We start from the raw sequence: 24,858 nt of genomic DNA on the forward strand, positions 1-24,858 counted from the left end.
CTGCCGAGAGGTACATCGGCCTTACGCGGTGTTTTTCATTGCCGCTTGCGTTGAGGTTACGTCTCTCTGTCACTGAAGATTGAGGAGAGTAAAACAAAACTGCGTTTTATTTTATCGCCATGAAAGGATGGAAACGGGGGCGGGTTAATAATCTATTCACCTGCGGAATAATTATGACGGCGACAGAAAAGAAATAAAAAAGCATTAAAGTTTTAGGGTGTGCTGCCGATATGCCGTTTTAGGGGTGATTTAACGTAAAAAGACCATTCTTTCGCCGTGCTGATACGGAAACATATCGTTACGTCTGTTTGCTTGTTCACTACGCCAGCGAATCATTGATAAGCCTTAATCACCTGATGTTGAAAATTAGAACAGCCTTCAGTAGCGGGTTTAAGTCAAATCCGATAGCTAATAACCTTATAGTTTACGATGGTTATTTTTCAGCTTGGATATTTTTTAGCGGCTCAACTGGTTATTTATACTGAGATTGTTGCCTATATGCAGATTTTTGTTCTGTTATTTTGGTTTGGTGATGGTTTTGTTCGAATTGATCTAAAAAAGATAATTTTTTGGCTGATAAACATTGTTTTTAAGACGTTTTTTTACCTGTGTCTGTTTTGTGAGCAAAATGTCGGTCAATAAATGTGCGTATTTGGGGGTATTTGGCTTAAATATTTTTTATTTTTGTGATCTATGTCACATTGTATTTAAAATTGCCTCTCACTTACATTGTGTGTGCTAATGGTTCGGGGGTAGAGTTGCGCTGCTTTAGGAATAATCTTATTAAATTTGTAAAAATAGTTTCATGGTGGCTAAACACTATCGAAGCAGAATGCTGTACATCCATACACGTTGGTTTACGCTCGTAGCAAATACTGAACAGTGGTCGAATTTAGCGATTGGCGAAAATTATAGCAGTCGTTTTTGAGAGATTAATTTGCCAACTTTGGGAAACAACCCAGGTCACGGGCGATAAAATTTATCACCCAGCGTATGTTTTTAAACATAGTCTGTCGGGATGGGGAATATGGGTACGTCTGAATTACTTAAGCATATTTATGACATCAATTTGTCATATTTACTTTTAGCACAGCGTTTGATCAACGATGAAAAAGCGTCCGCGATGTTCCGCCTTGGTATTGATGAAACCATGGCCGATGCGTTGGCGCAGCTGACTTTGCCGCAAATGGTCAAACTGGCCGAGACCAACCAGCTGGTTTGCCACTTCCGCTTTAACGAAAGCCAGACCATCGAACGCCTGACCAAAGAGTCGCGCGTCGACGATCTGCAACAAATCCATACCGGCATTTTGCTATCAAGCCATTTACTGCAAGAGCTATCGAGTAAAGACGCTAGCCCGACGAAGAAAAGAGCCTGATGATGGTTGAGAAAAGTATTGTTCAAGAAGCCAAGGACATTCAGCTTGCCATGGAGCTGATTTCACTGGGAGCCCGTTTGCAGATGCTGGAGAGTGAAACCCAGCTCAGCCGCGGGCGCTTGATTAAACTTTATAAGGAGTTGCGCGGTAGCCCGCCGCCAAAAGGGATGTTGCCGTTCTCAACCGACTGGTTTATGACCTGGGAACAAAATATTCACTCGTCGATGTTTTACAACGCCTACCTGTTCCTGATGAAAAGCGGACAGTGCAGCGGGGTGGAGGCGGTGATCAAAGCCTATCGCCTCTACTTGGAACAGTGCCCGCAGCAGGCCGGCGAGGCGCCGCTGCTGGCGCTGACCCGTGCCTGGACGCTGGTGCGTTTCGTCGATAGCGGCATGTTGCAGCTCTCTGCCTGCAGCTGCTGCGGCGGCGCATTTATCACTCATGCGCATCAGCCGCTGAATGGTTTCATCTGCAGTTTATGCCAACCTCCATCCCGCGCCGTAAAAAGACGTAAACTTTCGCCGCAACTGGCCGATATTATTCCTCAACTGCTGGACGAGCAGGTCAAACGCGCCATTTGAGCCGCCACATTGCCGGCTCTCGGCAATGAATACCGACGTGTGATACGCAGGGGCGGCATGCCGCCCCCAGACACGCAGCCTGGTCTGTCGCGCCAGGGCGCGTTTGCCCCACCTTCCATCCACATTGTTAATTTAAGGAATGCGTGTGCTAGTTATTTTGGGTTATCTCGTGGTATTGGGTGCGGTGTTTGGCGGCTATCTGATCGTGGGCGGTCATCTCGGTGCGTTATATCAACCGGCGGAGTTTCTGATTATCGGCGGGGCGGGTGTCGGCGCTTTCATCGTCGGCAACAACGGCAAGGCGATCAAGGCCACGCTGCGCGCGCTGCCGCGACTGATGCGCCGTTCCAAATACAACAAAGATCTGTACATGGATCTGATGGCGCTGTTGTTCCGCCTGCTGGCCAAATCGCGTCAGCAAGGCATGCTGTCGCTCGAGTTCGACATCGATAATCCGCAAGAAAGTGAAATTTTCTCTAATTATCCGCGCATCCTTGCCGATAACACCCTGGTGGAGTTCATTACCGACTATTTACGGCTGATGGTGAGCGGCAATATGAATGCGTTCGAGATCGAAGCGCTGATGGACGAAGAGATCGAAACCTACGAGCAGGAAAGCGAAGTGCCCGCCGGCAGCCTGGCGATGGTGGGTGACTCCTTGCCTGCGTTCGGTATCGTCGCGGCGGTGATGGGGGTGGTGCACGCCCTGGCTTCGGCCGATCGGCCGGCTGCGGAACTGGGGGCGCTCATCGCTAACGCCATGGTCGGTACTTTCCTCGGTATTCTGCTGGCCTACGGTTTTATCTCGCCGCTGGCCACGTTGCTGCGCCAGAAGAGCGCCGAAAACGTCAAGATGATGCAGTGCATCAAGGTCACGCTGCTGTCGAGCCTGAACGGATACGCGCCGCAGATCGCGGTCGAGTTTGGCCGCAAAACGCTGTATACCACCGAACGTCCTTCTTTCGTTGAGCTGGAAGAACACGTGCGCCGCGTGAAAGCGCCGGCGCAGCAGGCGACGGAAGAAGAAGAAGCATGAAACAGAATCATCCGGTCGTTCTGGTCAGAAAGCGCAAGTCGCATCATGCCGCCCATCACGGCGGCTCCTGGAAGATCGCTTATGCCGACTTTATGACGGCGATGATGGCGTTCTTTCTGGTGATGTGGCTGCTGGCGATCGCCAGCCCGCAGGAGCTGACGCAAATCGCCGAATATTTCCGCACGCCGCTCAAGGTTGCCTTGACCAGCGGCGACAAAAGCAGCTCCGAAAGCAGCCCTATTCCAGGCGGCGGCGACGATCCGACGCAACAGCATGGTCTGGTGAGAAAGCAGGTCGACTCGCCGGACTCGCGCGCCGAAGAGCTGCGCCTGAACAAACTGCGTGAAAAGCTGGATGAGCTGATTGAGTCCGATCCGCGCCTGAAGGCGCTGCGCCCGCATCTGTTGATCAACATGATGGATGAGGGGCTGCGCATTCAGATCATCGATAGCCAGAACCGGCCGATGTTCAAAACCGGCAGCGCGCAGGTCGAGAGTTATATGCGCGATATTCTGCGGGCGATAGCGCCGATCCTCAACGACCTGCCGAACAAGATCAGCCTGTCCGGCCACACCGATGATATCCCTTATGCCACCGGCGAGCGCGGTTACAGCAACTGGGAACTGTCGGCCGATCGCGCCAACGCCTCCCGACGCGAGCTGATCGCCGGCGGCCTGGCGGAAGGCAAGGTGCTGCGGGTGGTGGGCATGGCAGCCACCATGAGCCTGAAACAGCACGGTGCCGATGACGCAATTAACCGCCGCATCACCGTGCTGGTGTTGAATAAGCAAACGCAAGAAGGCATCGAACACGAAAATGCCGAAAGCAACGCGATGGATATCGCCCAGCCGGATAGCCTGAAACAGCTGGCGCCGTCGGCGACTGCGCCGGCCAGCCAAACGCCGGAACCCCAGGCGGTAACGCCGACCGATCAAGCGACGCCGCCTGCGACGGACCCTGTCGCCCAATCGCAGGCATCCCCGGCGATAGCTCCGGCCGGTCAAACGCCGGAACAACCGGCGGCCACACCCGCACCGACTAACCGCGACTCACAGCCAGAGGTGACCCCGTGAGCATGGACATTAGCGATTTTTATCAGACCTTCTTTGATGAAGCGGACGAGTTGCTGGCCGACATGGAGCAACACCTGCTGGAGCTGGATCCGCTGGCCCCCGATATCGAGCCGTTGAACGCCATCTTCCGCGCGGCGCACTCGATCAAGGGCGGTGCGGCGACCTTTGGCTTTTCGGTGCTGCAGGAAACCACCCACCTGCTGGAGAACCTGCTGGACGGTGCAAGACGCCAGGAAATGAGCCTGAGCACCGAGATTATCAACCTGTTTCTGGAAACCAAAGACATTATGCAGGAGCAACTGGACGCCTATAAAACTTCGCAACAGCCTGACGCCGAAAGCTTTGAATACATTTGCCAGGCGCTGCGCCAGCTGGCGTTGGAGGCGCAGCAGCAGCAGGATACGCCTGCGGCTGAACCGGCCGTTCAGCAGCCTGTCGTGAAGCCGGCGGCCGCACCGGCGGCGATCGAAGGCGGTATGCGCATCAGCCTGAACGGGTTGAAAGCCAGTGAAATCCCCTTGATGTTGGAAGAGCTGGGCAACCTCGGCGAGGTTAAAGACCCGCATCAGACGGAACACAGTCTGGACGTGACGTTGCTCACCTCCGCCAGCGAAGACGACATCAGCGCCGTGCTGTGCTTCGTGCTGGAACCGGAACAAATCAGCTTCTCGACGCCGACGCAGAGCGAACCGGCCGCCGTGGAAGCGAGCTTACCGGAGGCGGTCGCCGTGCCGGAACCTGCGCCAGCGCCGGTCGCCAGCGCCGTGCCGCCTGCCTCTAAACCGGCCGCCGCAGCGGCGGAAGCGCCAAAAGCGCGCGCCAAGGCGAGCGAATCCACCAGCATTCGCGTGGCGGTGGAAAAAGTGGATCAGCTGATCAACCTGGTGGGCGAACTGGTGATCACCCAGTCGATGCTGGCGCAACGCTCCGGCACGCTGGATCCGGTGAACCACGGCGATCTGCTGAACAGCATGAGCCAGCTGGAGCGTAACGCGCGCGATCTTCAAGAGTCGGTCATGTCGATCCGCATGATGCCGATGGAATATGTCTTCAGCCGCTACCCGCGCCTGGTGCGCGATTTGGCCGGCAAGCTGAACAAACAGGTGGAACTGACGCTGCAGGGCAGCTCCACCGAACTGGACAAGAGCCTGATCGAACGCATTATCGATCCGCTGACGCACCTGGTGCGCAACAGCCTCGATCACGGTATCGAAGAGCCGGCCACCCGCATCGCCGCCGGTAAGTCGGCGGTGGGCAATCTGGTGCTGTCGGCCGAACACCAGGGTGGCAACATCTGTATTGAGGTCATCGACGACGGCGCCGGCCTGAACCGCGAAAAAATTCTCGCCAAGGCCGCGTCGCAAGGGCTGGCGGTGAGCGACAGCATGAGCGACGAAGAAGTCGGCATGCTGATCTTTGCTCCGGGCTTCTCTACCGCCGAGCAGGTGACCGACGTTTCCGGCCGTGGCGTCGGCATGGACGTGGTGAAACGAAATATTCAGGAGATGGGCGGCCACGTCGAGATCCGTTCACAGGCCGGTAAAGGCACCACCATCCGCATCCTGCTGCCGCTGACGCTGGCGATCCTTGACGGCATGTCGGTCAAGGTGAACGACGAAGTCTTCATTCTGCCGCTGAACGCGGTGATGGAATCGCTGCAGCCGCAGGCGGAAGATCTTCATCCGTTGGCCGGCGGCGAACGCGTGCTGCAGGTGCGCGGCGAATATCTGCCGCTGGTAGAACTGTATCGGGTATTCGAAGTGGAAGGCGCCAAAACCGACGCCACGCAGGGCATCGTCGTTATCCTGCAAAGTGCCGGTCGCCGCTATGCGTTGCTGGTGGATCAGCTGATCGGCCAGCATCAGGTGGTGGTGAAGAATCTGGAAAGCAACTACCGCAAAGTGCCGGGCATTTCCGCCGCGACCATTTTGGGCGACGGCAGCGTGGCCTTGATCGTCGATGTCTCGGCGTTGCAAACCTTGAACCGTGAAAAGCGTCTGACGGGCGCCGCCGCATAATAATGAGTTTATTGATTTAAAAGGTGAATGATATGGCAGGATTGGCAGCCGTCAGCAAGTTGGCTGGCGAAACGGTAGGGCAAGAGTTTCTGATTTTCACCCTGGGCAACGAGGAGTACGGCATCGATATCCTCAAGGTGCAGGAAATTCGCGGCTACGACCAGGTGACTCGTATCGCCAACACACCGGCGTTCATCAAGGGCGTCACTAACCTGCGCGGCGTGATCGTCCCGATCATCGATCTGCGGGTGAAATTCTCGCAGCAAAGCGTGTCTTACGATGAGAACACCGTGGTGATCGTGCTGAACTTTGGCCAGCGCGTGGTGGGCATCGTGGTCGACGGCGTTTCCGATGTGCTGTCGCTGACCGCCGAGCAGATTCGCCCGGCGCCGGAGTTTGCGGTGACGCTGGCGACCGAATACCTGACCGGCCTCGGTTCGCTGGGCGAGCGCATGCTGATCCTGGTGGATATCGAAAAGCTGCTGAGCAGCGAAGAGATGTCGCTGGTCGACAGCGTGGCGAAAAGCGTCTGATTCATGACCTCAGGGGGCAGGGCGCTGCCCCCTTCATCCATCACTCTTCCTGACCTGTCGCGATGCCGCAGACCGAGCCCGTAACCCCCACTAAAAATAGTTACTTTCCCGCATAAAGTTTTGCCGCACGGCGCCGATAACTCTCACATTCAACGTCATCAGAGCCTGTCTGCGCGGGCTTCAACAAGGGAAATCATGTTAAATCGTATGAAGGTGGTCACCAGCCTGTTGCTGGTGTTGGTGCTGTTTGGCGCCTTGCAGTTGATTTCGGGCGGACTCTTTTTCTCCTCGCTGAAAAGCGATAAGGAAAACTTTACCGTCCTGCAAACTATCCGCCAGCAGCAGCTGCAGCTGAGTGAAAGCCGCGTTGACCTGCTGCAGGCGCGCAACTCCCTGAACCGTGCCGGTATTCGCTACATGATGGATACCAATAAGATCGGCAGCGGCGCCACCATTGATGAACTGCTGGGCAAAGCGAAAGAAGAGCTGGCCGAGGCGGAAAGACACTATGCCGCTTACGAAAAAATCCCGCAGGATCCGCGTCAGGATCCCCAGTCGGCGGAACGCGTTAAACAGCAATACGACATTCTGTACGGCGCGCTCTCCGAACTGATCCAACTGCTGGGCGAAGGCAAGATCAACGCCTTCTTCGATCAGCCTACGCAGAGCTACCAGGACAACTTTGAGCAGAGCTACAACGTTTATCTGGAGCAAAACGGCAAGCTGTACCAGATCGCGGTCGACGGCAGCAACAGCTCTTACAACTCGGCCATCTGGACGCTGATCGTGATTCTGGTCGTGGTGCTGGCGGTGATCGTACTGGTCTGGACCGGTATCCATCACATCCTGGTGCGCCCGCTGAACCGCATGATCGATCACATCAAACAGATCGCCGCCGGCGACCTGACTCAGCAGATCGTCGTCAACAGCCGCAACGAAATGGGCGTGCTGGCGGCCAGCCTGAAACACATGCAAGGCGAACTGATTGAAACCGTCAGCGGCGTACGTCAGGGCGCGGACGCCATCTACAGCGGTGCGTCAGAAATCGCCGCGGGCAACAACGATCTCTCCTCCCGTACCGAGCAACAGGCCGCTTCGCTGGAAGAAACCGCCGCCAGCATGGAACAGCTGACCGCGACGGTGAAACAGAACGCCGAAAACGCCCGTCAGGCTTCACAGCTGGCGTTGAGCGCCTCCGAAACCGCACAGAAAGGCGGCAAGGTCGTGGCCAACGTGGTGCAGACCATGCATGACATCGCCGGCAGCTCGCAGAAAATTGCCGATATCACCGGCGTGATCGACGGTATCGCCTTCCAGACCAACATCCTGGCGTTAAACGCCGCGGTGGAAGCGGCGCGTGCCGGCGAGCAGGGCCGCGGCTTCGCGGTGGTGGCCGGCGAAGTGCGTAACCTGGCGCAGCGCAGCGCGCAGGCGGCGAAAGAGATCAAAGGCCTGATCGAAGATTCGGTCAGCCGCGTCGATATGGGCTCCGTGTTGGTCGAAAGCGCCGGTGAAACCATGGGCGACATCGTCAACGCCGTTACCCGCGTGACCGACATCATGGGCGAAATCGCCTCGGCGTCGGACGAGCAGAGCCGCGGTATCGATCAGGTTGGCCAGGCGGTAGCGGAAATGGACCGCGTCACCCAGCAGAACGCCTCGTTGGTGGAAGAATCCGCCTCGGCGGCGGCGGCGCTGGAAGAACAGGCCAGCATGCTGACCCAGTCGGTGGCGGTATTCCGCCTGAGGCAGGAAGGCCAGGAAGAGTTTAAAGCGCCTGTCACCAGCAAGGCGACGGTAACACCGGTAATCAATCATAAGAAAATGAACGCCAGCGATCTGCAGGATAACTGGGAAACGTTCTAACCGGTATCGGGCCTCTCTCGCAGAGGCCCTTTCCCCTACGTAGGCCGGTCGCCGGCCGGCTGCAAGGAGGTTCACAGTGTTTAACCGAATCCGTATCTCTACCAGCTTGTTCCTGTTGTTGATGACCTTCTGCGTTCTGCAGTTGGCCAGCAGCGGCCTGTCGTATTCCGCGTTTCGCTCCGATAACCACAACCTCGACATCATCACCCTCGGCAGCCAGCAGCGCGATTCGCTCAGCCTGAGCTGGGTGTCGCTGTTGCAGGCGCGCAATACGCTGAACCGCGCCGGCACCCGCGCGGCGCTGAAGCTGCCGCAGCAGCAGGTGAACGAACTGATGAGCAGCGCCCGCAGTTCGCTGCAGAAGGCCGACCTCTATTTCAATCAGTTTATGGCGGTTGAACGCAGCAGTGAACAGCAGAGCCAGCAGACGGCCACCACCAAGGCCAGCTACGAGCGGCTGCGCGGCGCGCTGCGTGAACTGATCGGTTTCCTGGAAAAGGGCGAGCTGCAGGCGTTTATGGATCAGCCGACGCAGAAAACCCAGGACCTGTTCGAGGCCGACTTCGTGCAGTACCTGCAACTGGTCAACGGCGACATCAGTGAAGCCAGGGACGCCAACCAGTTCTCCTTCACGCTGGCGGGCCTGATGCTGGCGGGGGCGGTATTGATGCTGATCGTGGTGACCGGCAGCGCCATGTGGTGGTTGCGCACCATGTTGGTACAACCGTTGAACCAAATCCGCAGCCACTTTGAACGCATCGCCGCCGGCGATTTGGCGACGCCGATTCAGGTGTATGGCCGCAATGAAATCAGCATGCTGTTCGCCAGTCTGCAACGCACGCAGCAGTCGCTGATCGGCACCGTCGGCGCGGTGCGCGACGGGGCGGAGTCAATACTGATCGGCCTGCAGGAGATCTCCGAAGGCAATAACGATCTTTCTTCCCGCACCGAGCAGCAGGCCGCTTCGCTGGAAGAGACCGCCGCCAGCATGGAACAGCTGACCGCGACGGTGAAGCAGAACGCCGACAATGCGCGACAGGCCTCACAGTTGGCGCGCGATGCCTCGGCCACCGCGGCCAAGGGCGGCGAACTGGCCGGTGACGTTGTGACCACCATGCACGATATCGCCAACAGCTCGCAGAAAATCGGCGCTATCACCAGCGTGATTGACGGCATCGCTTTCCAGACCAACATTCTGGCGCTCAATGCGGCGGTGGAAGCGGCGCGCGCCGGTGAACAGGGGCGTGGTTTCGCCGTGGTCGCCGGTGAAGTGCGCAACCTGGCGAGCCGCAGCGCGCAGGCGGCGAAAGAGATCAAGGTGCTGATCGACGAATCGGTCAGCCGCGTCAAACACGGCTCGGTGCTGGTGGAAAACTCCGGTGCCACCATGCAGGACATCGTGCGTTCGGTGACCCGCGTGACCGACATCATGGGCGAGATCGCCTCGGCTTCGGATGAACAGAGCCGCGGCATCGAGCAGGTGACGCAGGCGGTGACCCAGATGGATCAGGTCACTCAGCAGAACGCCGCGCTGGTGGAAGAATCCGCTTCTGCCGCCACCGCGCTGGAAGAGCAGGCCATTACCTTGGCCGACGCGGTCGCGGTATTCCGTCTGGCGGACGATAACTTCGTCGCGCCAGGTAACAGCAACAACGCAGTTTCACCCGTGGTAAAGGAAGCCCAAGATTGTTAAACCGCATAAGCAGCACGTTTTTCTCCGGTGAGGTGGCATGAAACAGACGCCGTCAACTTCTAACCGGGATACTGCGTCGATGTTGACGCAAATGGTGCAGCGCCTGCCGCTGTCGGACGTGCATTTTCGCCGTATCAGCCAGTTGATTTATCAACGCGCCGGCATCGTGCTGGCGGAGCATAAGCGCGAGATGGTTTACAACCGCCTGGTGCGCCGGTTGCGGCTGTTGGGATTGCACGATTTCGGTGACTACCTGGCGCTGCTGGAAAGCGACCCGAACAGCGCAGAGTGGCAGGCGTTCATCAACGCGCTGACCACCAACCTGACGGCCTTTTTCCGCGAGGCGCATCACTTCCCGATCCTGGCGGAACACGCGCGCTCGCGGCCGAACGGCTACAGCGTCTGGAGCACCGCGGCCTCGACCGGCGAAGAACCGTATTCGATCGCCATCACGCTGAGCGATGCATTGGGTCAGCGGGCCGGCAGTTGCCAGGTCTGGGCCAGCGACATCGATACGCAGGTGCTGGAAAAAGCGGAGGCGGGCGTATACCGCCAGGAAGATCTGCGTACCCTGACGCCGACCCAAATGCAGCGCTATTTCCTGCGCGGCACCGGGCCGCATCAGGGGCTGGTGCGCGTGCGGCCGGAGCTGGCGGCGCGGGTCAACTTCCAGCCGCTGAACCTGCTGGCGCCGGAGTGGGCGCTGCCGGGGCAATTCGACGCCATTTTTTGCCGCAACGTCATGATCTATTTCGATAAGGCGACGCAGGAGCGCATCCTGCGCCGCTTCGTTCCCTTGCTTAAGCCGGGGGGGCTGATGTTTGCCGGCCACTCCGAGAATTTCAGCCAGATCAGCCGGGATTTCTACTTGCGTGGGCAGACCGTGTATGGGCTGACCAAGGAGAGGTAATGAGTAAAATCAGAGTGTTATGCGTAGACGATTCGGCACTGATGCGCCAGCTGATGACGGAAATCGTGAACGGCCACGCCGACATGGAAATGGTAGCGACCGCGCCGGATCCGCTGGTGGCGCGCGATCTGATCAAAAAGTTTAATCCCCAGGTGCTGACGCTGGACGTCGAGATGCCGCGCATGGACGGGCTGGATTTCCTCGAAAAGCTGATGCGCCTGCGGCCGATGCCGGTGGTGATGGTCTCTTCGCTGACCGGTAAAGGGTCTGAGATTACGCTGCGCGCGCTGGAGTTGGGCGCGGTGGATTTCGTCACCAAACCGCAACTCGGCATCCGCGAGGGCATGTTGGCCTACAGCGAACTGATTGCCGAGAAGATCCGCACCGCCGCCAGAGCGCGCCTGCCGCAGCGTTCCAACAGCCCGGCGCCGGCGATCCTCAGCCATGCGCCGCTGCTGAGCAGTGAAAAACTGATCGCCATCGGCGCCTCCACCGGCGGCACCGAAGCGATCCGCCAGGTACTGCAGCCGCTGCCGGCCACCAGTCCGGCGCTGCTGATCACCCAGCACATGCCGCCCGGTTTCACCCGTTCGTTCGCCGAGCGGCTGAACAAACTGTGCCAGATCACGGTGAAAGAAGCGGAGGACGGTGAGCGTGTGTTGCCGGGCCACGCCTACATCGCACCGGGGGACCGCCACCTGGAGCTGGCGCGCAGCGGCGCCAACTATCAGGTGAAGCTGCATGACGGCCCGGCGGTCAACCGCCATCGTCCGTCTGTCGATGTGCTGTTCCGTTCGGTGGCGCAATATGCCGGCCGCAATGCGGTGGGGGTGATCCTCACCGGCATGGGGAACGACGGTGCGGCGGGGATGCTGGAGATGCACCGCGCCGGGGCGTATACCCTGGCGCAGAACGAGGCGAGCTGCGTGGTGTTCGGCATGCCGCGCGAGGCGATCGCCAGCGGCGGCGTCAGCGAAGTGGTCGAGTTGGACAGGATGAGCCAGCGCATGTTGGCGCAGATTTCCGGCGGCCAGGCATTGCGTATTTGATTTTAGTCCGCAGGGTTTACCCGGCGGCGATATGACCCTGGTTCGCCGCGCGGCGGCCTGCGGTTTTGCATCATTAAACGGTTAACTATTTCAGGAGTAACAATGGCAGACAAGAACCTCAGATTTCTGGTTGTGGACGACTTTTCCACCATGCGCCGCATCGTCAGAAATCTGCTCAAAGAGCTGGGCTTCAACAACGTCGAAGAAGCTGAAGACGGCGCAGATGCGCTGAACAAGCTGCGCGCCGGCGGTTTCGACTTCGTGGTGTCCGACTGGAACATGCCGAACATGGACGGGCTGGAGCTGTTGCAAACCATCCGCGCCGATGGCGCGCTGGCCGCGATGCCGGTGCTGATGGTGACGGCGGAAGCCAAGAAAGAAAATATCATCGCGGCGGCGCAGGCCGGCGCCAGCGGTTATGTAGTGAAACCTTTTACGGCGGCGACGCTGGAAGAAAAGCTCAACAAGATTTTTGAAAAATTGGGCATGTAAGGAGAGGGCGATGAGAGACATTCCAATGCCTGCCAGCGATGCAGCGACCGCGGGAGAGATTATCTCCCGCATCGGCCAACTGACCCGAATGCTGCGCGACAGCATGCGCGAACTGGGGCTCGATCAGGCGATCGCCCAGGCGGCAGAGGCGATCCCGGATGCGCGCGACCGTCTTGACTATGTCGTAACCATGACGGCGCAGGCGGCGGAACGGGCGTTGAACTGCGTGGAGGCGGCGCAACCGCGCCAGGCGGAGCTGGAATCCGGCGCCAACGCGTTGAAAGGGCGCTGGGACGAGTGGTTCGCCAATCCCATCGAATTGGACGATGCGCGTTCTCTGGTCAACGACACGCGCCAGTATCTGGATCAGGTGCCGGGCCATACGGCCTTCACCAATGCCCAGCTACTGGAAATCATGATGGCGCAGGACTTCCAGGATCTGACCGGTCAGGTGATCAAGCGCATGATGGACGTGGTGCAGGAGATCGAAAAGCAGCTGCTGATGGTGCTGATGGAAAACATGCCGGAGCAGCCGGTGAAGGAAAAACGGCCGAACGACAGCCTGCTGAACGGCCCGCAGCTCGACCAGAACGGCGTCGGCGTCATCGCCAACCAGGCGCAGGTCGACGATCTGCTCGACAGCCTCGGTTTCTAAGGCTTTTCGGGGCGCGCGACGGCGCGCCCCGACAACATTCCGCGCAGTTTTCGTCTCATCCCCTAAATAACCCGCCTTTTTCCCCGTTGTTCCGCCAATGACATCGCCAATTTTTTGGCATGCTGACCGCCATTCTTTACCCTCCCGACACAGGAACGGCGTTTCGTGGCTGAAGACAGCGATCTGGAAAAAAGCGAGGCCCCCACGCCCCACAGGCTGGAGAAGGCGCGTGAAGACGGCCAGATCCCGCGTTCCCGCGAATTGACCTCGGTGCTGATGCTGCTCTCGGGCCTCGCGATCATCCTGATGTCCGGCAGCAACATGGCGCAACAGCTGGCGGCGATGCTCACGCAGGGGTTGAACTTCGACCACGGCATGGTCAGCAACGATAAACAGATGGTGCGCCAACTCGGCATGCTGCTGCGCCAGGCGGTGCTGGCGCTGTTGCCGATCATGGCGGGGCTGGTACTGGTGGCGCTCGCCGCGCCGATGCTGCTGGGGGGCATTCTGTTCAGCGGCAAGTCGATTAAATTCGACTTGAAGCGGTTGAACCCGTTGTCCGGGTTGAAGCGCATCTTTTCCACCCAGGTGCTGGCCGAGCTGCTGAAAGGGATCCTGAAAGCGACGCTGGTCGGCTGGGTGACCGGTCTTTATCTGTGGCACAACTGGGCGGCAATGCTGCATCTGATGACCCAGCAGCCGCTCGATGCGCTGGGCAATGCGTTGCAGATGATCCTGTTCTGCGGTTTTCTGGTGGTGTTGGGATTGACGCCGATGGTGGCGTTCGACGTGTTCTACCAGCTGTGGAGCCACTTCAAAAAGCTGAAGATGACCAAGCAGGATATTCGCGACGAATTCAAAGACCAGGAAGGGGACCCGCACGTTAAGGGGCGTATTCGTCAGCAGCAGCGGGCGATCGCCCGGCGCCGCATGATGGCCGATGTGCCCAAGGCGGACGTGATCGTCACCAACCCGACGCACTACGCCGTCGCGTTGCAGTACAACGACAAGAAAATGAGCGCGCCGAAGGTGCTGGCCAAAGGGGCCGGCGAAATCGCCTTGCGCATTCGCGAGCTCGGTGCGGAGCACCGCATCCCGATGCTGGAAGCGCCGCCGCTGGCGCGTGCGCTGTATCGACACAGCGAGATTGGACAACATATTCCGGCCACCCTGTATGCCGCCGTCGCCGAAGTGCTGGCCTGGGTGTACCAGCTGCGCCGCTGGCGGCGCGAGGGCGGCCTGATCCCGAAAAAACCTGAACGTTTACCGGTGCCGGAAGCACTGGATTTTGCAAGAGAGAGTGACTCTGATGGCTAATTTGGCCTCCCTGCTTCGTTTGCCGGGCAATTTTAAAGATACGCAGTGGCAGGTGTTGGCCGGCCCGGTGTTGATCCTGCTGATCCTGTCGATGATGGTGCTGCCGTTGCCGGCGTTTATCCTCGACCTGCTGTTTACCTTCAACATCGCGCTGTCGATCATGGTGCTGCTGGTGGCGATGTTCACCCAGCGCACGCTCGAATTCGCCGCCTTCCCGACCATTCTGCTGTTCTCCACGCTGCTGCGTTTGTCGCTCAACGTCGCGTCGACGCGCATCATCTTGCTGGAAGGGCATACCGGCTCCGCCGCTGCCGGCCGCGTGGTGGAGGCCTTCGGCCACTTCCTGGTGGGGGGCAACTTCGCCATCGGTATCGTGGTGTTCATCATCCTGGTGTTGATCAACTTCATGGTCATCACCAAGGGGGCCGGGCGTATCGCCGAAGTGGGCGCGCGTTTCGTCCTGGACGGCATGCCGGGTAAACAGATGGCGATCGACGCCGATCTGAACGCCGGGTTGATCGGCGAAGACGAAGCGAAGAAACGCCGTGCCGAAGTGACCCAGGAGGCCGATTTCTACGGCTCGATGGACGGTGCCAGTAAATTCGTGCGTGGCGATGCCATTGCCGGCCTGATGATCATGGTGCTGAACGTCGTCGGCGGCCTGTTGGTCGGTGTCGTGCAGCATGGTATGGAGCTGGGGGCGGCGGCGGAAAGCTATACGCTGCTGACCATCGGTGACGGTCTGGTGGCGCAGATCCCGGCGCTGGTAATCTCCACCGCCGCCGGCGTTATCGTCACCCGCGTCGCGACCGATCAGGACGTCGGTGAGCAGATGGTGGGCCAGCTGTTCAACAATCCGCGCGTGATGTTGCTGAGCGCCGGGGTACTGGGGCTGTTGGGCCTGGTGCCGGGCATGCCGAACCTGGTGTTCCTGCTGTTTACCGCCGCTTTGCTGGGCCTGGCCTGGTGGCTGCGCGGCCGTGAACAACAGGCACCGAAAACGGTGGAGGCGCCGGTGATGCCGGAGAATCCGCAGGCCGCCGAGGCCAGCTGGGCCGATGTCCAGTTGGAAGATCCGCTGGGGATGGAAGTAGGCTATCGGTTGATTCCGATGGTCGATTTTCAACAGAACGGCGAGCTGCTGGGCCGTATTCGCGGTATCCGCAAGAAATTCGCGCAGGACATGGGCTATCTGCCGCCGGTGGTGCACATTCGCGACAATCTGGAGCTGCCGCCAGCCAGTTACCGCATCCTGATGAAAGGCGTCGAGATCGGCAGTGGCGAAGCGCAGCCGGGCCGCTGGTTGGCGATCAACCCCGGCAATGCCGTGGGTGAGCTGGCGGGAGACAAAACCATTGATCCGGCCTTTGGGCTCGAGGCGGTATGGATCGACAGCGCCTTGCGCGAGCAGGCGCAGATCCAGGGCTTTACCGTGGTGGAAGCCAGCACCGTAGTAGCGACGCACCTTAATCACCTGATCGGCCAGTTCGCCAGCGAGCTGTTTGGCCGCCAGGAAACTCAGCAGCTGCTGGACCGTGTTTCACAAGAGATGCCGAAGCTGACCGAAGACTTCGTGCCGGGCGTGGTGTCGCTGACCACGCTGCACAAAGTGCTGCAAAACCTGCTGGCCGAGCGTGTTTCTATCCGCGATATGCGCACCATCGTCGAAACGCTGGCGGAACATGCCCCGGCGCAAAGCGATCCTTATGAGCTGACCACCGTGGTACGGGTGGCGCTGGGCCGGGCGATCACACAGCAGTGGTTCCCCGGCAACGGCGAGATTCAGGTCATCGGTCTGGATACCCAACTGGAGCGCCTGTTGTTGCAGGCGTTGCAGGGCGGAGGCGGTCTGGAACCGGGGCTGGCCGATCGCCTGCTGGATCAGGCGCGCCAGGCGCTGCAGCGGCAAGAGATGCTCAGCGCGCCGCCGGTGCTGCTGGTCAACCATGCGCTGCGTGCCTTGCTGGCGCGCTTCCTGCGCCGCAGTCTGCCGCAGATCGTGGTGTTGTCCAACCTCGAAATCAACGACGATCGCCAGATTCGCATGACCTCGACCATTGGAGCCGCCTGATGAAACGTTGTCTGTTCGTGCTGTGTTTGCTGGCGCCGTTAACCGCCGGTGCGGTGTCCGGCTCCTGGGTGGCCGAAGGGGCGGGCGTGACGTTGGAACAGGGCGGCATGCGCGGTGAGTCCGCCGGTTTGCGGCCGCCGAACGCGCTGCCGGATGCCAATGCGCGCATCACCCGCGTCAGCTGGCGCTACCGTTTACTGGGGCCGGAGCCGGCCGGGCTGCAGGCCCAGCTGTGTACGGTGAACCGCTGCATTCCGCTCGGCGGCGGCAGCGGCAGCAGCAACGGCCTGCAGGGCGAACCGGCCAATGCGGAATTGCGCTTTGTCTATTACGTGCAGTCGCAAGGCGGGCTGAACCCGCCGCTGCGGGTGATTGGCAATCAGGTGATCGTCAATTATCAGTAGGATCAGGCCAGAATTTGCAGGCCGTTGCGTTCGACCAGTGACAGCAGCTTCATTGCGGCGGAGTTCGGTTGTGCTTCGCCGCGCTCCCATTTCTGCACCGCCTTTTTACTGACGTTGAGATACAGCGCAAACACCGGCTGACTGACGTTTTCCCGTTCGCGCAGCGCGCGGATCTCGGCCGGCCCGAACTGTTTCACCGGCCGCAGGCACAGCATGTCGAAGGTGCGCATGGTCACGTCGTCGACGAAACCGGCGCGGTGCAGGCCCTGAACTTCCTGGTGGATCTCGGCAAGAATTTTACTCATCGCTTAGCCTCCGTAATTCCTTGTTGTTGACCAGCTGGTAGAGTCTGAAGGGCGAATAATCCAGATACAGCGCAGCCAGATGTTTCAATCCTTGTAACTCGTCCGTACTGATGTTTTCTCTCTCGCTTTTGGCAAAGCCGCGCATAAAAAACAGGCGTTCTTCATCGCGAAAAACGATCAGTACCCGATAACCGCCCCGTTTGCCCGCACCAGCCCGAGCGATTCGCTTCTTGTACACGTAACCGCCAAGACTGGCGTCGTACAGCTGACGTTGCATTTCTCGCGCCGCTTTCACTATCGTGGCGTCGCTGATGCGCTCGCGCGCGGCAAAACCCTGAAAGGTTTTGGTGAGATAAATGTCGGCCATTCGCTCTCCCTGCGAATCTATACCCGTAAAGGGTATATTTCAAGTGGTTTAAAAATCACCACAGGGTGACAAGCGGCCAAAGGGAAAGAAACAGCCAAATTCACGCCATGCGCAGCCTGGCGCAAAGCCTTAAGTGAATTCAAAGAGTGATAGGGAGAAAATGCGAGGGGATGTGCAAAAGCCGGTTAACGCGTACCCGGTGATAGGCTCACCGGGCGAAATCAGACAGGTCAGACGCCGATTTTTCTGCCGAGCAGGCTGCCGGCGTGCGACTGGCCGTCCGGGCCATACAGCGATTTGTTGTTCTTGCTGAGGATCGCCAGCGCCTGAGCGTTATGGTCGATCTGCTGATTGAGCAGCAGGCCATTGTGCTGATTCTTCTCGCGCAGCGTTTGGCTCAGCAGTTGAACGCGTTGCCAGCGATCGGCCAGGGGCGCATGGCTGGAATAGGGGGCGCGTTGCCCGCAGGCTTTCTCCTGCCCCAGGCGCTGTTGCTCGAGGTAAGCGACCGTCGCCAGCAGTTGGCTTTTGGCATCGGTGACGCGCTGCAATGCCACGCCGGGCAACTGGCCGGAGCACAGCAAGTCGTGCTCTTCCTCCAGCACGCCATTGAGTGCCTGCAGCGTTTCCAACAGTTTGTCCAGCAGTTGTGCCAGGTTTTCCATAGTGATGACTTATCCTTTACCGCTACTCGCCGCGCGCTGTCAGTCGCGTCCGGCGATCCATTGAATATCGCTCTGCGCGTCTTGCAGCAGCGCGTCGGCGATTTTGCCGGCGTCCATCTTCAGCTCGCCGTTGCGGATCGCCTGCTTGATGGCCTCGACCCGGCCCATATCGATATCCTGGGTGCCCGGCTGCATCAGGCGCGCCTGCGCCTCGCTCAGTTTGACCTGCGTGCCGCTGACGGCGGTTTCGGCCACGGCGGCCTTGCGCGGTTGGAGCGGGTTGTCGGCCGGGGTTTCACGCGGTTGCACAGTGGAAACCGGCTGTAACCGCTGGGTGCGATCGATACTCATGGTCCATCTCCGTTTACGCCGTGGCCGCTCGGGGGCGACGACGCTGCAATGAAAGTTTTGCGGCCCTGGTGGCCAATAAAATGCTGCTTGATTTGTCTTATCGGCAAGGTTTGCGGAACCTTTACTTTTTTATAACGTAATGCGAATCGCGCCGTCGTCTCCGACCACGCCGCTGACGATCTGCCCAGACGCCATGCGCACGCGCACGCTGTCTTCGGCGGCGGCGTTGTTCATCGCCTTACCCGCACCGCTGATGTTGAATCCTTCGCCCTGCGCGGTGACCTGCACCGGTTGCCCGGCCTTGATAATCCAGGCGCGGCGCAGCATGGCGAGGGTTAGCGGTTGGCCAGGACTGATATTGCGCAGACTGACTGCGCCTAACGCTTTGCCCGCTTCGGTCAGCGCGCGCGGCGGCAGGGTATCGAGCCGGCCTTCCTTCAACGTCAGATCCGCCGCCGTCAACCGGCTGCCGGCGCTGATGCCGCGCGCCGAAACCAGATAGCGCCCGAATACCTGCACCTGCGTCTGGATAAAACGCCGCTCCTGGCCACAGCGCGCCGAAATGCTGACGTTGCCGCCGATCCGCGCATTGGGCGGCAGCGACAGCTGCGGCAGTTCGCAGGCGGGCCATTGGGCCGGCGGCGTGCGCACCCGCACTTTCACCTGCACCGGCTCGCCGGTGAACTTGCCTTTGATGAAGCTTTCGATTTGCGTCGCCAGATCGTCGGCGCGCGCGTTCAGACTGCACAGCAGGCCGATAAGCAGCAGCATTTTACCTTTCATCGTCATCTTCTCAAGCTTCATCGGGATACGCGTAAGTGTACCCGCAGCGCGCGCAGGCTAAGCAGATAAATAGCGCCCCATTTTGCGTCTATTCCCGCGATAGGGTGGCGCAGGGGACGTTTATCCTGTCGACTCCAAATTCTAACCTCGCGGAGGGAGCATGCTCGACAAACTGGACGCGGCTCTGCGCTTTGGCCAAGAGGCGCTGAACTTGCGCGCCCAGCGGCAGGAAATTCTGGCCGCCAACATCGCCAACGCAGACACACCGGGTTATCAGGCGCGGGATATCGATTTCGCCAGCCAATTGAACAAAGTGCTGGAACAAGGGCGCGTCAACGGCAACGGCATGTCGCTGAACCTGACGGCGGCGCGCCACATCCCGGCGCAGACCCTGCAGCCGCCGCAGCTCGATCTGTTGTACCGGGTACCGGATCAGCCGTCGATGGACGGCAACACGGTGGACATGGATCGCGAACGCACCAACTTTGCCGATAACAGCCTGAAATATCAGACCGACCTGACGCTGCTCAGCGGGCAGATCAAAGGGATGATGTCCGTGCTGCAACAAGGATAAGGCGCATGTCTTTACTGAACATTTTTGATATCTCCGGCTCGGCGTTATCGGCGCAATCCCAGCGCATGAACGTCAGCGCCAGCAACATGGCCAACGCCGACAGCGTGACCGGCCCGGACGGCGAGCCTTACCGCGCCAAGCAGGTGGTGTTCCAGGTCGCGGCGGCCCCTGGTCAGCCGACCGGCGGCGTGCGCGTCGCCCAGGTGGTGGACGATCCGGCGCCAGAGCGTCTGGTCTATCAGCCGGGCAACCCGCTGGCGGACGCCAAGGGCTACGTGCGCATGCCGAACGTCGACGTGGTGGGCGAAATGGTTAACACCATCTCCGCCTCGCGCAGCTACCAGGCCAACGTCGAGGTGCTCAACACCACCAAGTCGATGATGATGAAAACCCTGACGCTGGGTCAGTAACCGGAGGTTCCCATGGCTATCGCCGCAACCACTAACGAGCCGTTGGACAACACCGTCATCGGTAACAACAGCAAAAATACCAACAGCCAGGATCTGCACAACAGCTTCCTGACGCTGCTGGTGGCGCAGTTGAAAAACCAGGATCCGACCAATCCGATGCAGAACAACGAACTGACCTCGCAGCTGGCGCAGATCAACACCGTTCAGGGCATCGAAAAACTCAACACCACGCTGGGCTCGATCTCCGGCCAGATCAACAGCAACCAGTCGCTGCAGGCGACGGCGCTGATCGGTCACGGCGTGATGGTGCCGGGCAACAACATTCTGGTCGGCAGCAAGGATGGCAAGGTCAGCACCACGCCGTTCGGCGTGGAACTGGAGCGCGCCGCCGATCAGGTGACCGCCACCATTACCAACGCCAGCGGGCAGGTGGTGCGCACCATCGAAATCGGCGGTCTGACCGCCGGCGTACACGCCTTCACCTGGGACGGTTCGCTGGATGACGGCTCCACCGCGCCCGACGGCGCCTACAAAGTGGCGATTAACGCCAAAGGCAACGGCGAGCAGTTGGTGGCGCGCAGCCTGCACTTCGGGCTGGTGAACGGCGTGATCCGCGACGGTAACGGCGCCAAGCTGGATCTCGGCCTGGCGGGCAACGCCACCCTGGAAGACGTGCGACAGATCTTATAACCCTCAGCATCAGGCTCAATCGGACGATAGCCTGACCACTATTCGGAGAATAACATGGCCTTTTCTCAGGCAGTCAGCGGCTTGAACGCGGCAGCAACCAACCTGGACGTGATCGGTAACAACATCGCCAACTCCGCGACCGCGGGCTTCAAATCCGGCAGCGTGTCCTTCGCCGACATGTTCGCCGGTTCGCAGGTTGGTCTGGGCGTTAAAGTGTCCGGCATCACCCAGAACTTCAAGGGCGGCACCACCACCGGCACCAGCCGTGCGCTGGATGTGGCCATCAACGGCAACGGCTTTTTCCGCATGCAGGATAAAGACGGCGGCATCTTCTATACCCGCAACGGCCAGTTCAAGCTGGACGAGAACCGCAACCTGACCAACATGCAGGGCCTGCAGCTGACCGGCTACCCGGCGGCCGGTTCCCCTCCGACCATCCAGCAGGGTGCCAACCCCGTGCCGCTGAGCATTCCTGAAGGCATGATGAATGCCAAGGCGTCCACCTCCGGTGAGATGGTGGCCAACCTGAAGTCCACCCATAAAGTGCCGGAGAACAAGACGTTCGATCCGACCAAACAGGACAGCTACAACTACGTCAACACCATCACCGCCTACGACTCGCTGGGTAACGCGCACAACATCAACGCCTACTTCGTGAAGACGGAAGATAACAAGTGGCAGGTCTACACTCAGGACGGCAGCGCAGCGCCAGTGAACGCCGGCACCATGGAGTTCAGCACCAGCGGCAACCTGGTGAAAACCACCAGCACCAACGGTGCGCCGGGGGAGTTCAGCATGGTGATCCCGATGACCGCCAAAGACGGCGCACCGGCGCAAAACTTCACCCTGAGCTTCGCCGGCAGCATGCAGCAGAACGTGGGCAGCGACTCGGTGAGCAAAGTGGCGCAGGACGGCTATGCCGCCGGTGAATACACCAACTTCCAGATCAACAACGACGGCACAGTGGTGGGCATCTACTCCAACCAGCAGACTCAGGTGCTGGGCCAGATCGTCATGGCCAACTTCTCCAACCCGGAAGGGCTGGCGTCGCAGGGCGATAACGTGTGGCAGGAAACCGGTGCGTCCGGTCAGCCGCGCGTTGGTCTGTCGGGCGGCGGCGGCTTCGGTAAGCTGACCAGCGGCGCGCTGGAATCTTCCAACGTCGATCTGAGCCAGGAGCTGGTGAACATGATCGTCGCACAGCGTAACTACCAGTCCAACGCCCAGACCATCAAGACGCAGGACTCCATCCTGCAGACGCTGGTTAGCCTGCGCTAATAAGGTCGAGTTATGGATCACGCGATTTATACCGCGATGGGCGCGGCGCGCCAAACGCTGGAACAGCAGTCCATTACCGCCAACAACCTGGCGAATGCGTCGACGCCGGGCTTTCGCGCCCAGCTCGCCGCATTGCGCGCGGTGCCGGTCGACGGGCCGAGCATGGCGACGCGCACCTTGGTGACCGCGTCGACGCCGGGCGCCGATATGAGCCAGGGGGCGCTGAACTACACGGCGCGTCCGCTGGACGTGGCGCTACAGCAGGACGGTTTTCTGGCGGTGAGCCTGCCGGGTGGGGGGGAAGCCTATACCCGCAACGGCAACATTCAAATTTCCTCCACCGGGCAGTTGACGGTGCAGGGGTTGCCGGTGATGGGCGACGGCGGCCCGATCGAGGTGCCGCCGTCGGCGGAGATCACCATCGCGGCCGACGGCACCATTTCGGCGCTGAACGCCGGCGATCCGCCGAACACCATCGCGCAGATCGGCCGCCTGAAGCTGGTGAAAGCCGATGCGCGCGAAGTGATGCGCGGTGACGACGGGCTGTTTCGCCTGACGCCGGAAACCCAACAGCAGCGCGGCAATCAGTTGCAAAACGATCCGCAGGTGCGGGTGATGCCGGGCGTGCTGGAAGGCAGCAACGTCAAGCCGATGGAGACCATGGTCGACATGATCGCCAACGCCCGCCGCTTTGAAATGCAAATGAAGGTCATCCACAGCGTGGATGAAAACGAACAGCGTGCCAACTCACTGCTCTCAGTGAGTTAAGCAGCAAGGAAATAACCGATGATTCCATCTTTATGGATTGCCAAAACCGGTCTGGACGCGCAGCAGACCAACATGGACGTGATCGCCAACAACCTGGCGAACGTCAGCACCAACGGCTTCAAACGCCAGCGTGCGGTATTTGAAGATCTGCTGTACCAGACCATGCGTCAGCCGGGGGCGCAGTCCTCCGAGCAGACCACGCTGCCTTCCGGTCTGCAGATCGGCACCGGCGTGCGTCCGGTGGCGACCGAGCGTCTTCACAGCCAAGGTAACCTGTCGCAGACCAACAACAGCAAAGACGTCGCCATCAAGGGGCAGGGATTCTTCCAGGTGATGCTGCCGGACGGCACTCAGGCCTATACCCGTGACGGGTCGTTCCAGATCGATCAGAACGGCCAACTGGTGACCTCCAGCGGTTTCCAGGTGCAGCCGGCGATCACCATTCCGGCGAACGCGCTGTCCATCACCGTCGGCCGCGACGGCATCGTCAGCGTCACCCAGCAGGGGCAAACCGCCGCCCAGCAGGTGGGCCAACTGACGCTGACGACCTTTGTCAACGACAGCGGTCTGGAGAGCGTGGGCGAGAACCTGTATCAGGAAACCGAAAGCTCGGGCGCGCCGAACGAGAGCACGCCGGGGCTGAACGGCGCCGGTCTGCTGTATCAGGGTTACGTGGAAACTTCCAACGTCAACGTGGCGGAAGAGCTGGTCAACATGATCCAGACTCAGCGCGCTTACGAGATCAACAGCAAAGCGGTATCGACCTCCGATCAGATGCTGCAAAAGCTGACGCAACTGTAATCTGTCATTGACGGGCCGGGCTTGCCGCGCCCGTCATTCTCTTTCGTGAAACAAAGGCGATACCCGTGGTAACCACATATTCGATGGCAATCCTGCCGCGGCAGGGACAACGCTGGCTGGCGGGAATGGTGATGCTGACGCTGAGCGGCTGCGCCTATATTCCGCACAAATCGCTGGTGGACGGCGCGACCACGGCGCAGCCCGCGCCGGCCAGCGCGCCGATGCCGAACGGCTCGATCTTCCAGACGGTGCAGCCGATGAACTACGGCTATCAGCCGCTGTTCGAAGACCGCCGTCCGCGCAACGTCGGCGACACCCTGACCATCGTGCTGCAGGAAAACGTCAGCGCCAGCAAGAGCTCCTCCGCCAACGCCAGCCGCAACGGCGCCAGCAAGTTCGGCGTCGCCACCTCGCCGCGTTACCTCGACGGCCTGTTGGGCAATGCGCGCGCCGATATGGACATTTCCGGCGACAGCACCTTCGGCGGTAAGGGCGGCGCCAACGCCAACAACACCTTCAACGGCACCATTACGGTGACGGTCAACCAGGTGCTGGCCAACGGCAACCTGCACGTGGTGGGGGAAAAGCAGATCGCCATCAACCAGGGCACCGAATTCATCCGCTTCTCCGGCGTCGTCAACCCGCGCACCATCAGCGGCAACAACTCGGTGACCTCGACGCAGGTAGCGGACGCACGTATCGAATACGTCGGCAATGGCTATATCAACGAAGCGCAGACCATGGGCTGGCTGCAGCGCTTCTTCTTAAATGTTTCACCGTTCTAAGG

At 59.8% G+C, this 24,858-nt stretch carries 27 protein-coding genes; 22 read left to right on the forward strand and 5 right to left on the reverse strand.

The window, feature by feature from the left end; all coding sequences use genetic code 11:
• Nucleotides 1–1,027 precede the first annotated feature (1,027 nt).
• From flhD to FHU12_RS06380, 15 genes are all read left to right on the forward strand, one after another.
• Nucleotides 1,028–1,378: a flagellar transcriptional regulator FlhD gene (gene flhD, locus FHU12_RS06310; RefSeq protein ID WP_004934891.1), complete on the forward strand. Its 351-nt coding sequence runs from the start codon at nt 1,028–1,030 to the stop codon at nt 1,376–1,378.
• Nucleotides 1,378–1,962, forward strand: a complete 585-nt coding sequence (gene flhC / locus FHU12_RS06315; protein WP_016927281.1) for a flagellar transcriptional regulator FlhC — start codon at nt 1,378–1,380, stop codon at nt 1,960–1,962. The genes flhD and flhC overlap by 1 nt, the downstream gene beginning before the upstream one ends.
• 145 nt (nt 1,963–2,107) lie before the next feature.
• Nucleotides 2,108–2,998, forward strand: a complete 891-nt coding sequence (gene motA, locus FHU12_RS06320; RefSeq protein WP_015378266.1) for a flagellar motor stator protein MotA — start codon at nt 2,108–2,110, stop codon at nt 2,996–2,998.
• Nucleotides 2,995–4,071, forward strand: coding sequence for a flagellar motor protein MotB (gene motB / locus FHU12_RS06325; RefSeq protein ID WP_141968148.1), 1,077 nt, complete (start codon nt 2,995–2,997; stop codon nt 4,069–4,071). Before motA ends, motB begins: the two co-directional genes overlap by 4 nt.
• Nucleotides 4,068–6,089, forward strand: coding sequence for a chemotaxis protein CheA (gene cheA / locus FHU12_RS06330; RefSeq protein WP_141968150.1), 2,022 nt, complete (start codon nt 4,068–4,070; stop codon nt 6,087–6,089). The genes motB and cheA overlap by 4 nt, the downstream gene beginning before the upstream one ends.
• 32 nt (nt 6,090–6,121) lie before the next feature.
• Nucleotides 6,122–6,622, forward strand: a complete 501-nt coding sequence (gene cheW / locus FHU12_RS06335; RefSeq protein ID WP_025303271.1) for a chemotaxis protein CheW — start codon at nt 6,122–6,124, stop codon at nt 6,620–6,622.
• Nucleotides 6,623–6,817: 195 nt separating this feature from the next.
• A complete protein-coding gene (tsr, locus tag FHU12_RS06340) occupies nt 6,818–8,488 on the forward strand; it encodes a methyl-accepting chemotaxis protein (protein ID WP_141968152.1) in 1,671 nt (556 codons plus the stop codon).
• A 76-nt stretch (nt 8,489–8,564) separates the two neighbouring features.
• On the forward strand, nt 8,565–10,181 hold the full coding sequence (locus tag FHU12_RS06345) for a methyl-accepting chemotaxis protein (RefSeq protein WP_141968154.1): 1,617 nt from the start codon (nt 8,565–8,567) through the stop codon (nt 10,179–10,181).
• A 37-nt stretch (nt 10,182–10,218) separates the two neighbouring features.
• Nucleotides 10,219–11,091 (forward strand): protein-glutamate O-methyltransferase CheR, encoded by an 873-nt coding sequence (cheR, locus tag FHU12_RS06350; RefSeq protein ID WP_141968156.1) that lies wholly within the window; start codon nt 10,219–10,221, stop codon nt 11,089–11,091.
• Complete coding sequence (locus FHU12_RS06355) at nt 11,091–12,140, forward strand: protein-glutamate methylesterase/protein-glutamine glutaminase (protein WP_089195992.1); 1,050 nt, start codon at nt 11,091–11,093, stop codon at nt 12,138–12,140. The genes cheR and FHU12_RS06355 overlap by 1 nt, the downstream gene beginning before the upstream one ends.
• Nucleotides 12,141–12,242: 102 nt before the next feature.
• On the forward strand, nt 12,243–12,632 hold the full coding sequence (gene cheY / locus FHU12_RS06360) for a chemotaxis response regulator CheY (protein WP_006326141.1): 390 nt from the start codon (nt 12,243–12,245) through the stop codon (nt 12,630–12,632).
• A 10-nt stretch (nt 12,633–12,642) separates the two neighbouring features.
• The gene (gene cheZ, locus FHU12_RS06365; protein WP_004934858.1) at nt 12,643–13,287 is read left to right on the forward strand and encodes a protein phosphatase CheZ; all 645 of its coding nucleotides are present in this window, start codon (nt 12,643–12,645) and stop codon (nt 13,285–13,287) included.
• Nucleotides 13,288–13,452: 165 nt separating this feature from the next.
• A complete protein-coding gene (gene flhB, locus FHU12_RS06370) occupies nt 13,453–14,604 on the forward strand; it encodes a flagellar biosynthesis protein FlhB (RefSeq protein WP_043138644.1) in 1,152 nt (383 codons plus the stop codon).
• A complete protein-coding gene (gene flhA, locus FHU12_RS06375; protein WP_141968158.1) occupies nt 14,597–16,675 on the forward strand; it encodes a flagellar biosynthesis protein FlhA in 2,079 nt (692 codons plus the stop codon). Before flhB ends, flhA begins: the two co-directional genes overlap by 8 nt.
• Nucleotides 16,675–17,079 (forward strand): flagellar protein FlhE, encoded by a 405-nt coding sequence (locus FHU12_RS06380; RefSeq protein ID WP_141968160.1) that lies wholly within the window; start codon nt 16,675–16,677, stop codon nt 17,077–17,079. Before flhA ends, FHU12_RS06380 begins: the two co-directional genes overlap by 1 nt.
• A 2-nt stretch (nt 17,080–17,081) precedes the next feature.
• Here FHU12_RS06380 and relB read toward each other — a convergent pair whose 3' ends face one another.
• The 5 genes from relB to flgA form a co-directional block, all read right to left on the reverse strand.
• Nucleotides 17,082–17,384 carry a type II toxin-antitoxin system RelB family anti-toxin transcriptional regulator gene (gene relB, locus FHU12_RS06385; RefSeq protein ID WP_084827646.1) on the reverse strand — a complete coding sequence of 101 codons (303 nt, stop codon included), beginning with the start codon at nt 17,382–17,384 and terminating at the stop codon, nt 17,082–17,084.
• Nucleotides 17,377–17,751 (reverse strand): type II toxin-antitoxin system RelE/ParE family toxin, encoded by a 375-nt coding sequence (locus FHU12_RS06390; RefSeq protein WP_141968162.1) that lies wholly within the window; start codon nt 17,749–17,751, stop codon nt 17,377–17,379. Before FHU12_RS06390 ends, relB begins: the two co-directional genes overlap by 8 nt.
• 230 nt (nt 17,752–17,981) lie before the next feature.
• Complete coding sequence (locus FHU12_RS06395) at nt 17,982–18,416, reverse strand: flagellar protein FlgN (RefSeq protein ID WP_123895274.1); 435 nt, start codon at nt 18,414–18,416, stop codon at nt 17,982–17,984.
• Nucleotides 18,417–18,455: 39 nt separating this feature from the next.
• Complete coding sequence (gene flgM, locus FHU12_RS06400; RefSeq protein ID WP_019452957.1) at nt 18,456–18,767, reverse strand: flagellar biosynthesis anti-sigma factor FlgM; 312 nt, start codon at nt 18,765–18,767, stop codon at nt 18,456–18,458.
• Between the two features lie 129 nt (nt 18,768–18,896).
• The gene (gene flgA, locus FHU12_RS06405) at nt 18,897–19,550 is read right to left on the reverse strand and encodes a flagellar basal body P-ring formation chaperone FlgA (RefSeq protein WP_141968164.1); all 654 of its coding nucleotides are present in this window, start codon (nt 19,548–19,550) and stop codon (nt 18,897–18,899) included.
• A 160-nt stretch (nt 19,551–19,710) separates the two neighbouring features.
• On the opposite strand from flgA, the gene flgB reads away from it, so the two are divergent.
• From flgB to flgH, 7 genes are all read left to right on the forward strand, one after another.
• A complete protein-coding gene (flgB, locus tag FHU12_RS06410) occupies nt 19,711–20,124 on the forward strand; it encodes a flagellar basal body rod protein FlgB (RefSeq protein ID WP_141968166.1) in 414 nt (137 codons plus the stop codon).
• Between the two features lie 5 nt (nt 20,125–20,129).
• Nucleotides 20,130–20,534: a flagellar basal body rod protein FlgC gene (gene flgC / locus FHU12_RS06415; RefSeq protein WP_004934826.1), complete on the forward strand. Its 405-nt coding sequence runs from the start codon at nt 20,130–20,132 to the stop codon at nt 20,532–20,534.
• 12 nt (nt 20,535–20,546) lie between these two features.
• A complete protein-coding gene (gene flgD / locus FHU12_RS06420) occupies nt 20,547–21,224 on the forward strand; it encodes a flagellar hook assembly protein FlgD (RefSeq protein ID WP_141968168.1) in 678 nt (225 codons plus the stop codon).
• Nucleotides 21,225–21,278: 54 nt separating this feature from the next.
• A complete protein-coding gene (gene flgE, locus FHU12_RS06425) occupies nt 21,279–22,502 on the forward strand; it encodes a flagellar hook protein FlgE (RefSeq protein ID WP_015378255.1) in 1,224 nt (407 codons plus the stop codon).
• A gap of 12 nt (nt 22,503–22,514) precedes the next feature.
• Nucleotides 22,515–23,270, forward strand: coding sequence for a flagellar basal-body rod protein FlgF (locus FHU12_RS06430; protein ID WP_141968170.1), 756 nt, complete (start codon nt 22,515–22,517; stop codon nt 23,268–23,270).
• 18 nt (nt 23,271–23,288) lie between these two features.
• Nucleotides 23,289–24,071, forward strand: coding sequence for a flagellar basal-body rod protein FlgG (gene flgG, locus FHU12_RS06435; RefSeq protein WP_004934819.1), 783 nt, complete (start codon nt 23,289–23,291; stop codon nt 24,069–24,071).
• An 83-nt stretch (nt 24,072–24,154) separates the two neighbouring features.
• Nucleotides 24,155–24,856 carry a flagellar basal body L-ring protein FlgH gene (gene flgH, locus FHU12_RS06440; RefSeq protein ID WP_107226381.1) on the forward strand — a complete coding sequence of 234 codons (702 nt, stop codon included), beginning with the start codon at nt 24,155–24,157 and terminating at the stop codon, nt 24,854–24,856.
• Nucleotides 24,857–24,858 lie beyond the last annotated feature (2 nt).

Origin of the sequence: Serratia marcescens, from assembly GCF_006715005.1 — a bacterium.
In the GTDB taxonomy this organism is placed as follows: Bacteria; Pseudomonadota; Gammaproteobacteria; order Enterobacterales; family Enterobacteriaceae; genus Serratia; species Serratia montpellierensis.

Coding starts and splice junctions, on each gene's coding strand:
- flhD (WP_004934891.1), top strand. CDS start 1,028: ATGGGTACGTCTGAATTACTTAAGCATATTTATGACATCAATTTGTCA.
- flhC (WP_016927281.1), top strand. CDS start 1,378: ATGATGGTTGAGAAAAGTATTGTTCAAGAAGCCAAGGACATTCAGCTT.
- motB (WP_141968148.1), top strand. CDS start 2,995: ATGAAACAGAATCATCCGGTCGTTCTGGTCAGAAAGCGCAAGTCGCAT.
- cheW (WP_025303271.1), top strand. CDS start 6,122: ATGGCAGGATTGGCAGCCGTCAGCAAGTTGGCTGGCGAAACGGTAGGG.
- tsr (WP_141968152.1), top strand. CDS start 6,818: ATGTTAAATCGTATGAAGGTGGTCACCAGCCTGTTGCTGGTGTTGGTG.
- cheR (WP_141968156.1), top strand. CDS start 10,219: ATGAAACAGACGCCGTCAACTTCTAACCGGGATACTGCGTCGATGTTG.
- FHU12_RS06355 (WP_089195992.1), top strand. CDS start 11,091: ATGAGTAAAATCAGAGTGTTATGCGTAGACGATTCGGCACTGATGCGC.
- cheY (WP_006326141.1), top strand. CDS start 12,243: ATGGCAGACAAGAACCTCAGATTTCTGGTTGTGGACGACTTTTCCACC.
- cheZ (WP_004934858.1), top strand. CDS start 12,643: ATGAGAGACATTCCAATGCCTGCCAGCGATGCAGCGACCGCGGGAGAG.
- flhA (WP_141968158.1), top strand. CDS start 14,597: ATGGCTAATTTGGCCTCCCTGCTTCGTTTGCCGGGCAATTTTAAAGAT.
- FHU12_RS06380 (WP_141968160.1), top strand. CDS start 16,675: ATGAAACGTTGTCTGTTCGTGCTGTGTTTGCTGGCGCCGTTAACCGCC.
- relB (WP_084827646.1), bottom strand. CDS start 17,384: ATGAGTAAAATTCTTGCCGAGATCCACCAGGAAGTTCAGGGCCTGCAC.
- FHU12_RS06390 (WP_141968162.1), bottom strand. CDS start 17,751: ATGGCCGACATTTATCTCACCAAAACCTTTCAGGGTTTTGCCGCGCGC.
- FHU12_RS06395 (WP_123895274.1), bottom strand. CDS start 18,416: ATGGAAAACCTGGCACAACTGCTGGACAAACTGTTGGAAACGCTGCAG.
- flgM (WP_019452957.1), bottom strand. CDS start 18,767: ATGAGTATCGATCGCACCCAGCGGTTACAGCCGGTTTCCACTGTGCAA.
- flgA (WP_141968164.1), bottom strand. CDS start 19,550: ATGAAAGGTAAAATGCTGCTGCTTATCGGCCTGCTGTGCAGTCTGAAC.
- flgB (WP_141968166.1), top strand. CDS start 19,711: ATGCTCGACAAACTGGACGCGGCTCTGCGCTTTGGCCAAGAGGCGCTG.
- flgC (WP_004934826.1), top strand. CDS start 20,130: ATGTCTTTACTGAACATTTTTGATATCTCCGGCTCGGCGTTATCGGCG.
- flgD (WP_141968168.1), top strand. CDS start 20,547: ATGGCTATCGCCGCAACCACTAACGAGCCGTTGGACAACACCGTCATC.
- flgE (WP_015378255.1), top strand. CDS start 21,279: ATGGCCTTTTCTCAGGCAGTCAGCGGCTTGAACGCGGCAGCAACCAAC.
- FHU12_RS06430 (WP_141968170.1), top strand. CDS start 22,515: ATGGATCACGCGATTTATACCGCGATGGGCGCGGCGCGCCAAACGCTG.
- flgG (WP_004934819.1), top strand. CDS start 23,289: ATGATTCCATCTTTATGGATTGCCAAAACCGGTCTGGACGCGCAGCAG.
- flgH (WP_107226381.1), top strand. CDS start 24,155: ATGGCAATCCTGCCGCGGCAGGGACAACGCTGGCTGGCGGGAATGGTG.